The 12,351-nt window shown below is 60.9% G+C and carries 11 protein-coding genes; 3 read left to right on the forward strand and 8 right to left on the reverse strand.

The genetic code is table 11. The annotated features are described in order from the left end of the window. Position 1 precedes the first annotated feature (1 nt). Positions 2-901 (reverse strand): RluA family pseudouridine synthase, encoded by a 900-nt coding sequence (locus ROSERS_RS13605; RefSeq protein ID WP_011957357.1) that lies wholly within the window; start codon positions 899-901, stop codon positions 2-4. 107 nt (positions 902-1,008) lie between these two features. Between ROSERS_RS13605 and ROSERS_RS13610 the strand changes: the two genes are divergently transcribed. Then, positions 1,009-1,782 (forward strand): Uma2 family endonuclease, encoded by a 774-nt coding sequence (locus ROSERS_RS13610; RefSeq protein ID WP_011957358.1) that lies wholly within the window; start codon positions 1,009-1,011, stop codon positions 1,780-1,782. A 29-nt stretch (positions 1,783-1,811) separates the two neighbouring features. After that, positions 1,812-4,313, forward strand: a complete 2,502-nt coding sequence (locus ROSERS_RS13615; protein ID WP_011957359.1) for a transglycosylase SLT domain-containing protein — start codon at positions 1,812-1,814, stop codon at positions 4,311-4,313. Here the strand turns inward: ROSERS_RS13615 and ROSERS_RS13620 are convergent, their stop codons facing one another. The 6 genes from ROSERS_RS13620 to ROSERS_RS13645 form a co-directional block, all read right to left on the reverse strand. Further along, complete coding sequence (locus ROSERS_RS13620; protein WP_011957360.1) at positions 4,314-4,595, reverse strand: DUF507 family protein; 282 nt, start codon at positions 4,593-4,595, stop codon at positions 4,314-4,316. Between the two features lie 15 nt (positions 4,596-4,610). Then, positions 4,611-5,846, reverse strand: a complete 1,236-nt coding sequence (crtL, locus tag ROSERS_RS13625; RefSeq protein WP_041335414.1) for a lycopene beta cyclase — start codon at positions 5,844-5,846, stop codon at positions 4,611-4,613. Between the two features lie 8 nt (positions 5,847-5,854). Beyond that, positions 5,855-6,955, reverse strand: coding sequence for an aminopeptidase (locus ROSERS_RS13630; protein ID WP_011957362.1), 1,101 nt, complete (start codon positions 6,953-6,955; stop codon positions 5,855-5,857). Continuing rightward, positions 6,948-7,973 carry a gluconeogenesis factor YvcK family protein gene (locus tag ROSERS_RS13635; protein ID WP_011957363.1) on the reverse strand — a complete coding sequence of 342 codons (1,026 nt, stop codon included), beginning with the start codon at positions 7,971-7,973 and terminating at the stop codon, positions 6,948-6,950. Before ROSERS_RS13635 ends, ROSERS_RS13630 begins: the two co-directional genes overlap by 8 nt. A gap of 670 nt (positions 7,974-8,643) precedes the next feature. Next, on the reverse strand, positions 8,644-9,429 hold the full coding sequence (locus tag ROSERS_RS24230; protein ID WP_011957364.1) for an STAS domain-containing protein: 786 nt from the start codon (positions 9,427-9,429) through the stop codon (positions 8,644-8,646). Positions 9,430-9,456: 27 nt separating this feature from the next. Further along, positions 9,457-9,678: a hypothetical protein gene (locus ROSERS_RS13645; protein WP_041333694.1), complete on the reverse strand. Its 222-nt coding sequence runs from the start codon at positions 9,676-9,678 to the stop codon at positions 9,457-9,459. A 195-nt stretch (positions 9,679-9,873) separates the two neighbouring features. On the opposite strand from ROSERS_RS13645, the gene ROSERS_RS13650 reads away from it, so the two are divergent. Then, the gene (locus tag ROSERS_RS13650; RefSeq protein WP_011957366.1) at positions 9,874-10,845 is read left to right on the forward strand and encodes a terpene synthase family protein; all 972 of its coding nucleotides are present in this window, start codon (positions 9,874-9,876) and stop codon (positions 10,843-10,845) included. A gap of 119 nt (positions 10,846-10,964) precedes the next feature. On the opposite strand, the gene ROSERS_RS13655 is transcribed toward ROSERS_RS13650, so the two are convergent. Further along, complete coding sequence (locus tag ROSERS_RS13655) at positions 10,965-12,338, reverse strand: GlmU family protein (RefSeq protein WP_011957367.1); 1,374 nt, start codon at positions 12,336-12,338, stop codon at positions 10,965-10,967. Positions 12,339-12,351 lie beyond the last annotated feature (13 nt).

Consider the following 12,351-nt stretch of genomic DNA (forward strand, 5'->3'; position numbering starts at 1 on the left):
GTCACTGCGCCCATTCCGGCGCTGGCGCCACAATGACCAGCGGTGCGCCGCTCTGCGGATGTGGCAATTCCAGGCGTTCGGCGTGCAGGTGGTGGTGGAACGCCGGGGTGCCGCGCCAGATGGACAGACCGCCATATTTGCTGTCGCCGATAAGCGGATGACCCAGGAAGGCAAGGTGCAACCGGATCTGGTGTGTACGCCCGGTGAGGGGCCAGGCGCGTACCAGCGCGGCATCGTCCAACCGTCGAACAACACGAAAGCGTGTGCGCATCGATTTAACCGTTCCGCCCTGCGGGAGCGTGCGCCCGATCGCTTCGGGCGGGAACACCCGGAACATGCCGCCACGCCCCCGTCCATGCCCGGTTTCAATCTCGATCTCATCGAAAGAAGGCAAACCGGCGCAGATCGCCAGGTATGTCTTGTGCGCCGCTCCATCCCGAAACACGCGTTGCAGCGCCGCATTGACATCGGGCGTTTTCGAGATCAACAGGACTCCGGAGGTGTCCCGATCCAGGCGGTGCGCCAGGTGCAGCGGCGGTGCAGTGCCATTGCGCAGCGCAAGGAATCGCGCCAGTGCTGCGCGCAGATGCCCCTCCGCATCCCAGGGCGTCGCCTCAACGTAGGTGTCTATCGGTTTGTTGAGCGCAATCAGGTCGTCGTCTTCGTACAGGATCATCTCCGGGGTCACGACCGGTTCGCGGTAGATCCCATCAGGGGGGCGCTGAACCACAATGGTTGCGTCCGCAGGCAGACGCATGCCCGGATCGCGCACACGCACGCCATCGACCCACACGCCGCCGCGCGCGATCAGCCACAAGGCTTCCGTTGCGTCGCCGAGTGCAGCCGTGAGTGCATCGCACAGCAATGCGCCGGGAGAGGTTGTCGGTATCGTTAACGGCATGGCTCAGAACCGAATCCAGACGAACATATTCTACTGCTTTCCCGACCTTGCCGTTTTGACACATGTGTCCTATAATGACCATGTTGCCTGCACCCGGAGCGTATGCCATGACGACTGTAACCGAAACGCCGACGACCGATCGCTTCCCCTACGGCTGGCGCTATGTCGAGCGCGTCGCGCCCGATGGCACGGTGACGTTCGAACAGATCCCCCTGACGCTGGAAGATGTCGCACATCCCCAGGAGGGCGACCAGGTGACCCACAGCGACCTGCATCAGCGCATCTGCGCGTATCTGTACAATGTCCTGCGCGGCGTGCTCGCCAGCATCCCCGGCGCCGTCGTGCTGCACGATGTGCGCATCGCCTGGGACGTTCCCGACCTGAAGGCGCACGGTCCCGACCTGGCGGTGATCTTCGGCGTGCGGGAATCCAAAAACTGGAGCACCTTCGATGTCGCTGTCGAGGGGGTACGTCCCACGCTGATTATCGAAGTCACTTCCCCCGAAACGCGCGCCATCGACCTGATGGTCAAACTCGACGAGTATGACCTTGCCGGGGTTGAGTTCTACGTGATTGTGGACGTGGTACAGCGGCGCGGGCAGGTCGCGCCGCGTCTGCTCGGCTACCGGCGGACGCCGACCGTCTACGGCGTGCTGTCGCCCGACGCGCAGGGGCGGTTGTGGATCGAGCCGCTCCAGATCTGGCTCGGTGTACAGGAACAGGCGGTGATGTGCTACGACGCTTCCGGCAAACCAATCGGCGATTACCCTGACCTTCGGGCCGCGCTCAACGCCGAAACCGCAGCACGCATCGCAGCCGAACAACGTATTGCTGCGCTCGAAGCCGAACTCCGCCGCTTGCGCGGCGAAGAGCGCGCCTGATACCCCGTTTCCTGTGGTACAATGGAGCCATGCGTTGTCTTTGGAGCGTGCTGGTGATCGCACTGTCGCTTATCGCCTGTACGCCGGAAACTGCAACAAACGTTCCGTCTCCTTCCCTGATCGAAGCGGTAACGCCGGTTGGAACTCAAGGTACGCCGGAAACCGAAACAAACGTTCCGTCTCCTCCCGATGCCTCCCTGTCCACTTCGCTGCAGTCGCGTCCCGACATGGCATCGCCGGAGGCGCCGGGAACACCGCAACCTGATTCGCCACCCGCTCTCCCCGGAGGTTCGTCTTCCTCTGTCGCCTCGCCCGATGAGCTGCTTGCGCGTGGGCTGGAGCGACGCGAAGCCGGCGACTACGATGCGGCTGCTGAGGCGTTCTTTGCAGCTGCCAATGCCGCGCGGGGAACGCCGACGGGACGTGCCGCGCGCTTCTACCTGGCAGAAAGTTTTGCCCTCCGCGAACGCTGGACATCGGCTGTCGAAGCGCTGAATGCGTTTGTTGCCGACGGAATCCAGGACGATCTGACAGCACGGGCATGGTTCTGGATTGCGCGCGGGCATGAAGAAGCCGGTTCGCACGCTGCGGCAATCGCGGCGTATGAGCAGTTCCGCTCCTTCGCCACACCTGCTGAGACATATGCTCGCCTGCGACAGGCCGCTCAGGAACGCGCCGTTGGTCGCCTCGACGCCGCTGCCGCGAACTATGAGGCGGTTGCGCGCAGCGATCTTGCGCGCAGTCAGCGCGCTGCGGCATATGAGGCGGCAATTCAGGTACGCCGTGACCTGAGACAGATCGATGGTGCGTTGCAGCTGGCAAACGAACTGCTAACGCTGGCGGAGCAACCGGCATACCGCGCCCGCCTGCTGATCGAACTCGCCGATCTGCCGCGCAGCCAGGGAGACCTGGCGACAGCGCGATCCTGGCTGTTCGAGGGTCTCACACGCGCGCCGGGGTTGCCGGTGTCCCTGGCGATGGTGGATCGGCTCCGCACTGATCCTGAGATTGCCATCCCGCCTGATCTGGCAGCCCGCGTCTACGAGGCGCATAGCCGCTGGTCTGACGCAGTTGCTGCGCTCGATGCCGCACTCGCCACGGCGGACGACTCACAGCGCGCCGATCTGCTCCGACGACGGGCCCTGGCGCTGCGTGGTCTGGGAGATTTTCCCGCAGCACTGACAGGGTTTGATGCCGCAATTGCTGCAGCTGGCGAAAGCGACGCTGGCATTCAGGCGCGCCTCGACCGGATTCAGACGGTCGGGCAGAGTGGCGCCACCGAAGCGGCAATTCAGGGGTACCGTGATTTTGCCGCGACATTCCCCAATGATTCCCGCGCTCCAGAGGCGTTGCGTCGCGCTGCGGCGTTGCTCGACCGACTCGGTGATGGAGAAGCGGCGGCGCAGCAGCGTATCGACCTGGGTCGGCGGTATCCGTCTCTGCCGCTGGCACAGGAAGCCTGGTTTGCGGGCGGGCTGCATCTGTTCGTGTCTGGTCAGGCGGTGCAGGCGCGCCAGGTGTGGGACGAACTGGCTGCCGCCGCCACAGGCGCAGCGGCGCTGCGAGCGCGGTACTGGGCAGGGCGTGCAGCGCTTGCCGCGGGCAACGGGGAAGAAGGGCGCGCATTGCTGGATCAGGTAATTGCGTCTGCACCCGATTCCTACTTCGCTGCACGCGCCCGCGTATTGCTCAATCGTCGGGAAACGGGCGCGATTGCGCCTGATGACCCGATGAGTGCGGATGACTGGCGTTCCATCGAGGAGTGGCTTGCCACATGGGCTGGCGAACCGCCGCCCGACACAACCAATCCGGCTGATGACCCCACAATCCGGCGCGCGCGCGAACTCGACGCGCTTCGTCTGCGCGTCGAGGCGATGGCGGAATGGTCGGCGGCGCTGGCAATACGCAATGACAACCCATATGCGCTCTACCTGCTGGCGCGCTATGCGCATGAGCAGGGCGCTGCCAGCGTTACACTGCGCGCTGCCAACCGCCTCATCCGTCTGTCTCCTGGCGGCGCAGCGTCAGACGCACCGCTTGCGCTGCGGCGCATCCTCTATCCGGTTCCATTCACAGCGACGGTGCTGACACGATCACGAGAGTTTGGCGTCGATCCCGCTCTCATGTATGCGTTGTTGCGTCAGGAGAGCGCCTTCGACCCGGCGGCGACCTCATGGGCGGGAGCGCGCGGTCTGGCGCAGGTGATGCCTGCAACCGGTCAGGGTATCGCCCAGGCGCTTGGAGTAACTGGATTCCGCGAAACAGATCTCTATCGCCCTGATCTGAGCATTCGTTTTGGCGCGTTCTATCTCAGTCGCCAGATGACAGCGATGAATGGAAGTATCGAGGGAGCGCTTGCCGCGTACAATGGCGGACCCGGCAACGCGCGACGCTGGTCGGGCGGCGCGCCGATCACCGATCCCGATCTGTTCGCCGAGCGGATCGACTTCGAGGAGACGAGAAATTATGTCAAGTCGGTAATCGCCCAGTACGATGTTTACCGGCGTCTGTACCGCTGGGACGGGGAATGATTACAACACCAGTTTGCGTTCGCGCACCAGGCGCTGTTTGGTCTTCTTGAACAGTTCGTCGTAACTCAGACGACCCATCGTAATCTCGTATTTGTGCGCCTGGAGCATCTTATGGATCTCGGCGTCGAGGCGTTCTTCGACCAGCAGTTCATCGGTGATGATCTGCTCCACTGCCAAGCGCAACTGGCTGTCGTCACCTCGGAACATCACGCCGTCCACCTCTGCCAGATAGTCAACAAGCGACGCCGACAACTGTTCGATTTTCGCAGGCGAAAGTTTCATCTGAACTCCTCCGCTTCAAGCCTGACCAAGTGCCGCACGGCGCAGCAGCGCATGTTCTGCGCCCGCAGCCGCCATCAGGGTTCGGCGCACATTTCCGGGCGCGCGGATGAACAGACGCAGCATCGTGCGCGCTAACTCGACAGTGCTCAACGTGTCCGATAGATACCCCATCCATTCGTGACGCGGCAGACTGAAAAAAAGAGCGAAAAATTCCTGGATTGTTGCGCTGTCGCAGCGCATCAGGCTCGCCAGCCCGAACAGGTACAACTGCCTGCGACGCAGGCGCGCCGGTGACCAGAGCGCCCGCCATCCGGCACGGGCAGCGCTGCGCGGGGTAGCGTCCGCTGCGCCTAATGCGCGAGCAATCGCCTGCGCAACCTCAGGGGCACGGCGCAGCGCCTTGCCGACCATATACCCCGACGGGGGATGCACCATACTCGCTGCACCGCCAAACCCGATCATCGGCTGATCGAGGTACGGTAACGGATTATTCATCGGGAACAGACACCGCTCGATATGCACAACCTGCTGCACCGTCACACCTCTGGCGGTCAACCGGCGCTGCAACCGTTGTTCGAGCGTGGTGAGCGGTAAGCCGGGCACATGCGCCAGCGACGTTTCCTCAACAAAAAATTGTCCGTCCCCCAGATCCATGGCGTACAAAAAGGTTGGCGGCTCACGCCGTTCCTCAGCGGTCAGATGATCAGCGCGGTAGTCCATCAGCACCATTCGATTCGGCTGAATCGGCGGGGCGGAGAAGACACCGACGATGCCATACGCCGCCTGACGCGCCACGTGCGATGTTGCAGGGCGACGCAGCAGCGCCGGTGAATGACCGCTGGCATCCACCACCAACCGTGCCGCAACAACACGCCCATCACGCGTGGTCACCAGGGAATGCGTCGCCTGATGCTCGACGCGCGCCGCAATCCCGGCAGACCACGTGACACCGTGGCGCTCGCATTGGTCGAGGAGGTACTGCTGCAAGCGCGGGTTGTCGAACAACCCATACGCACGATCAAGGGCAATGGTGCGCTCGCCGACGCACACCACAACATCCGACCAGCGATGCCCCAGCGTGTCGCGCAATTCCGGCGTCGGCAATTCATCGAGCCACACGCCGTAGGTATTCTGCCATGGTTTCGTCGGCGGCGCCGCCGCAAGCCCCGCCACGCGCAGTCCTGTGGCGCTGAGCGCAGCAGCGATTGCCATGCCGGTCGGACCGGCGCCGACGACGAGAACATCATGCATAGTCATGCTCAAATCAAAAACTTCCCATCTTTGTAGATCAGGCGTCCATCGGCATACGCCTCCCCCTGGCGCATATCGCAGATCATGTCCCAGTGAAGCGCCGATACGTTCTGTGACCCGGTTTCCGGGTACCCTGCACCGAGCGCAAGGTGGACTGTGCCGCCGATCTTTTCATCGAACAGAATATTCCGGCTAAAGCGGGTAATATCATAATTCGTGCCAAAAGCCACTTCGCCCAGTCGCCGCGCTCCCTCATCCATGTTCAATAGCGAGTGCAACAGATCCTCGCCCTTCGCCGCAGTCGCCTTGACGACCCTGCCGTTCTCAAACCACAGACGAATGTCTTCAACCTCGCGCCCGGCATAGATAGCCGGGAAACTGTAGCGAATATACCCCTGGGTCGCGGTTTCATCGCAACTGGAGAAGACCTCGCCATCGGGAAAGTTACGATCGCCCGCGCAATTGATCCAGGTGCGCCCGGCAACGCGATAGGTCAGGTCGGTATCGGGCGCAACAAGGCGGATAACACTGCACTCGTTGAGCAGATCGGCAATCCGCTGCTGCTCAGCGGCTGTTTTGCGCCATTCGGCAACCGGGTCATCGTAGTGCAGTTTGCAGGCGCGGTAGACAAAATCCTCAAAATCGCTCAGCGACATATCGGCATCCTGCGCTGCCGCATTGGTTGGAAACAACGTCACGCACCAGTTGAGCGTCCCTTCAGCAGAACGTTGCATGGTACGCTTCTGGATGTCACTCAATGCCTGACGACGCAGCGCGATTTTGTTCGGATCGATCCCGGAAAGTGCACGGGTGTTATCGCTCGCCATGATTCGGATGGTTGCATTGATCTCTTCAATCTCCTGCCGCATGAGGGGCGAAACGAACCGGATCTGCGCTTCGGAGCCGTATCGGAAGAGCAATTCTTCCGTTTCTTCGAGAGTCAATGCCAGATAGGGATGGGCGCCAGCGAGCAGGGCTTCTCTGTACAATGCGCGCACCAGCGGTGCGGCAGCTGGCGGCGCAATAATGCGAAACAGGTCGCCCGGCTTGATCGCCAGCGAGTAGTGCACCAGCACCTGAGCCATCTTTTCGACACGCGGATCAGCCATTGGTTTTGCCTTTCATCATGACAACCTCGTGGAGCGCCACACCCAGCGCACCGGTATCGTAGCGAATGGTATCCTGCTTGTTCCACAACGCACGTCGTGGTTCGACATAGCCGGTCAATTCCCGCACCAGCGGCATCACCCCCAATGCGCGAACGGCGGCGATTTCATCTTCATCGGGGCGCAGCAGATGAAGCCCTTCCTCCTCATACGGACGAAGCGCATCCGCATCCGGGTTGCTGCGGTTGATCAGCGCCACATCGAGCACACCCGGACCCAGCGTTGTGACGATCCGCTGCACATGGTCAATACAGCGGTAGCCATCGGTCTGCCCCGGCTGCGTCGTCGAATTGCAGACATACGCCACCGTCCCGCGACAATGCGCCAGCGCTTCCACCACACCGCCAAACTGCAAACAGGCAAGCACCGACGTCCATAAACTGCCGGGTCCGATCACCACCAGATCGGCGGAGCGGATCGCATCGAGCGCCGGGGGATAGGCATTCGCCGGTTCGTGCAGGAACAGGCGGGCAAGCGGAGATTTACCCGGCGCGCGCACCTCGAACTCCCCTGTCACGTATGTGCCATCGATCAGTTCGGCGCACAACGTGGTGTTGGCGACACTGACCGGCAGCACATGCACCGACGCCCCTGCCAGACGCGCGGTATGCTCAACGGCTACGGCAAAGTCGCCGGTGACACGGGTCAGCGCAGCGATCAGCAGATTGCCGAACGCCATTCCTGCGAGCGCAGGAACACCGGCGCCATCGAAGCGGTGGTTCAGCGTCTCCGCCATGACCTGATCGCTGGCGAACGCTGCGATCGTCGCGCGCAGATCGCCGGGAGCGGGCATTGCGCCGATCTGTCGCGCCAGCCCGGTGGAACGACCGGTATCGGTCACGGCGATGATCGCCGTGCGCGATGCAGCGAACGGCGCAACTGCACGTAATACGTGGGTTGCGCCGCCGCCGCCGCCAATTGCAACGACATCAATTTTTATGTCAAATGAACAGGGATCCATGCTGGATCGTGCGGCAAACGCTGTTTACGGCGAGATAACAGGCACGCACGGGGCATTATACAGAACAGGTGTGGCAGGTGCAAATCAAGAGCGTGGCTTTGATCGTGTGCTGATATTTTTAACCCGGTATGCGCCTCTTGCCGTTGGGCTGAATGAATAGCCGATAAGCGATAGCTGATAGCCGAGAGGAGCGCTGGACGTCGGGCTCATGGAGATTGAATCCGCTATACCGTGCGAGCCGTGGGGCTGATGGCGATTGAGAATTTATTCCGCTATCCCGCGCTAGCCGTGGGGCTGAAGCCCTCGGCTAGCCAAGGCGAAGCCCGCCTGCGCGGGCTGTAGCGGATTATTTACTCAAAGACCATAAGCCCTCGGCTATGGAATGCAAAGCCCGCCTGCGCGGGCTGGAGCGGATTATTTCTGCGAAGACCATCAGCCCCTGGCTATCCAGGGCAAAGCCCGCCTGCGCGGAACGCGAACTCCAACGGTGACCCTCTCGACCATTGGCTATCGGTTATCGGCTATCGGCTCTGTGGGGCAAAGCCCGCCTGCGCGGAACGCGAACTCCAACAGTGACCCTATTGGCTATCGGCTATCGGTTATCGGCTCTCGCCTATCGGCTATTGCCTATCGCCTATCGCCTATCGGCAGCGGCGAGTCAAAAAACACGCTAACGGTTGACAGTACGCATGGTCATCACCTGAATCGCTTCCTGCGGGTTGCGCATGGTCTGCATCTCTTCCAGGCGCATCCCCAGGTTGCTCAACGTCATCGCCGTTTCTGAAGAGATCCCTGTCAGCGCGACACGGCTGCCGAGCAAACGGATGGATTGCGCCGTGCGGATCAGCAACTGCGCCACCTGTGTATCGACCAGCGGCACGCCGGCAATGTCGATAATCACTGCACGTGCACGCTGCGCATAGACGGCGTCCAGGAGCCGCTGCGTCAACTGCCCGGCGCGTCGACTATCCAGGTGACCGACGATCGGCGCCAGCAGCACCCCCTCGGCGATGGCGATTACCGGCGTTTCAAGCACGCTCACCAGATCGAGCAGGCGTTGCTGTTCAGCATACTGTTGCGCAATAGTGGATTGTGCTTCCTCGGCGCGTTGCCGCGCGTCTTCGGCTTCCGCCGCGCGTTTATCGGCGAGCGCTACGGCTGCATCGGAGATGGTGAGCAACCGGTCGCTCAGGAGCCAGATGATCACCAGCAGGGTGACAAATCCAATGCCGCTGACGAGCGGCAGCGCGTCGCCGATGATAACCTGCTCCACCTCGACCGACGGCGCAAACCAGGCAAGCCCTGCACCAGCGACAATGCCGCTGACCAGCGTCAATAGAATGGAGAGGCGATGTCGTCCAAGAGTGACCAACACAATCGGGACGGTGAGGAACGGAAGCGCCACAAATGTCTGCTCCGGGATCAGAAACACGCTTAGAGTAAGTCCTACCATCATCCCGACAGTGATCGGGATGATAGCCTGCTACAGCACCCGGCGTTTCAGCAGGGCCAGCGTGGCCAGACTTCCGGCGAGTCCTAATACCACCACGCCAGCATAGGATGCAAGACCGACAACATTTCCCGTTATGATCATCAGGATGGCGATCAACAGCAGAGCGGCGCACGAACTCGCCACAATTGTGAGTGCGATGAGACGGATCAGTTGTCGTCGTGCGTTCGCAACGAACTCCAGACCGGTTTCCATCCTTATTTTCCTTTCTGTACATGCTCCAGGCATACTATAATCGCAGGAGATCGGCGCTCTGCCGTTCAACATCGTCTCGAAACGGTAGCAGTTCTGCAATGATCGAAATCTTACCTGATCGATGTCGTAGAAGCATCTCGCAGCAGGCGCACGTCACACCACCCGCGACAGCGCCGTGAAAGGAAACATCGCCATATGACAATCGAGTCGTGGTACTGGCGGGCTGTCGAGTCGATAGACTACCCATTTCCGCAGCGGATACATCCTGATGCTGACTGGTTAGAACAAGAAATCATTGAGTGGTGCTGTGCTCACCGTCTTATTCAGAGTCAGGAGCAAATCAAACACATCCGTGACGCACTCCTGGCAGAGTTCGTTTCACGCGCAAATGCAGACTTAAGTCGTCCCATGCTTCGTCTGATCGGGTTATGGACTGTCTGGTTTTTCTTTCTGGATGACCTGACCGATACAGTTCCCTCGGTTGACGCACTGGCGGATTTCCATCTGCGCATCCTTTCGGCGACAGCTGAAGATACCACATACGGACAGGTGCATCCGCTCATTTCTGCAGTTGCGGATCTTTGGGCTGAACTCAGGCGATACGCAGGACTCGTCACACAGGTTCGTTTTCAACGCGCGCTCGTTCAAACACTGGAAGCGCATCTGTGGGAGGTATCCACTCGAGTTGATCGCGTCTATCCGGATAGTGCAACATATGCCGACATGCGCCTCTGGTCTGGCGCGTTTTTTCCAATGATTGCGCTGATAGATATGGCGCGGGACTTTGTTCTGCCTTCTTATCTTTTCGAGCATGCCCTGATGCGAGAATTGTTAGATGCAGCTGCTCGAACTGTGCTGTGGTACAACGATCTCTGGTCATACCCGAAAGAGCAAAGCGCAAATGCCTTAGCTCATAATATTGTCCACATTCTCATCCAGGAGCAGCGCCTTTCTCTCTATGAAGCACTGGATCGGGTCATTACTCAACACAACTGGTCGCTTCGACGGTTTCTGGAACTCAAACAACGGATACAGGGCTTTAGTGGCGAAAACGCTCAAACAACAATTTTTTTAGAAAACGTCGCAGCATGGTTGCGCGCCACGCAAGACTGGTCGCATCGCACGAACCGTTATAGATCACAGATGGTCAGGGCAATCCATACCTGAAATCGATTCCCGGTTCACCGTTCTTACGCCCGCAAACCGGACAGGCGCACGACCTGCGTTGCCATGATGCCCGGTTCTCGGTTCTCAGTTCCCGGTTCCCGGTTCCTGGTTCTTGGTTCTCACCCCCCCGACGCTTCGACCAGGTCGAAGGCGCGCACCGCTTCCGCCTCCGCTCGCCGCAGCGCTGCTTCATCGCGTCCGCCGCCGTCGTCCAACCCGGCGCGGTCGCCGCGCGTCATGGCAAACACAGCGCGGAGCACTTCTTCCTGCTCAGCGCTCATGCTTACCTTGCGACGCGCCATAACTTTGCGCGCCACGTCGATCATCGACTGGATGCGGTACTCGCGGAACACCTCACCGCCCCAGGTGAAGGGGGGAATGGTCTTGGGCGCAAAGTGAACCCCAAAAATGTTCGAACCGGTGCCGATGACGGCGCCACCGTTCAGGTGGACCCCGATCCCCAGTTTGACGTGATCGGCGAGGAAACACCCCAGTTTCAGGATGCCGCTGTCGATCTGACCAAACCCCTCGATCACCATGCGAATTGTGCCGTAGGTGTTCTTCAGATCGCTGTTGGTGGTCATGGCGCCGATGTTGACCCACTCACCAAGGTACGAATGCCCGAGAAAGCCGTCGTGGTGCTTGTTGCTGTACCCCTGAACGATGCTCGCCTCAACCTCGCCGCCGATACGGCAGACAGGTCCGATGCTTGTTTCGCCGCGTATGCGCGCACTGGCGATCAGGGAGCCAGGACCGATCCAGGCCGGTCCCTGGATGAACGAAAACGGTTCAATCCGTGCAGCATCGATCACGATTGGACCATCGCGCGCATCGAGCGCCAGCGGCGGTTCCAGGCGCGCATCGCGGTGGATGAAGACGTGCGCCGGGTTGCTGACGACAATCGATGGATGGGCAGGCGGTTGGTCAGCCGCGCAGATCCAGCCGTCCTGCCTGACGACGAGCGGCACATCACGCACGATCTGTTCGCCGTTCAGCGCGATCAGGTCCCAGGGGAAGGTGAGCAGGCGTGTCTCGATCTCGACGAGACGCCCGATACGACGCAGTTCCGCCAGCGCCGCCGCGCCGCGCTGCTCAAGAAGGTAGGGGAGCACTGCACTTGCCATCCACGGCGTCAGACGCGCACCCAACAGAACCGGTCCGCCGAGGAGAGCATGTCCCGCGTCGGTCAGGTACACCGTTCCTACCGGTTCATCAAGTAGATCGAAGATCCATCCCGCATCGAGCGCACGCGCATTCACAAAGGTGAGCGGTGTACTCCGACTGAGCAGCGTGAGGGGCCAGCGCCCGACGCCATATGCCCGCGCCAGGTGAGAACGGCAGATGACCGCTGGCGTCATGCCCGTCAGCGTGCGCACCCGCTCGCGCAGAGTAAAGATGCCGCAGCGCAGATCGCAAACAGGTCGTGTATGCGTCAATGGCAGAAAGGTGCGGCATCCTTCGTCTTCGAAGAAAACAATCGGTTCATCAGTCATAGCAGACCTGGCA

Source organism: Roseiflexus sp. RS-1, from assembly GCF_000016665.1.
Classification (GTDB): domain Bacteria; phylum Chloroflexota; class Chloroflexia; order Chloroflexales; family Roseiflexaceae; genus Roseiflexus.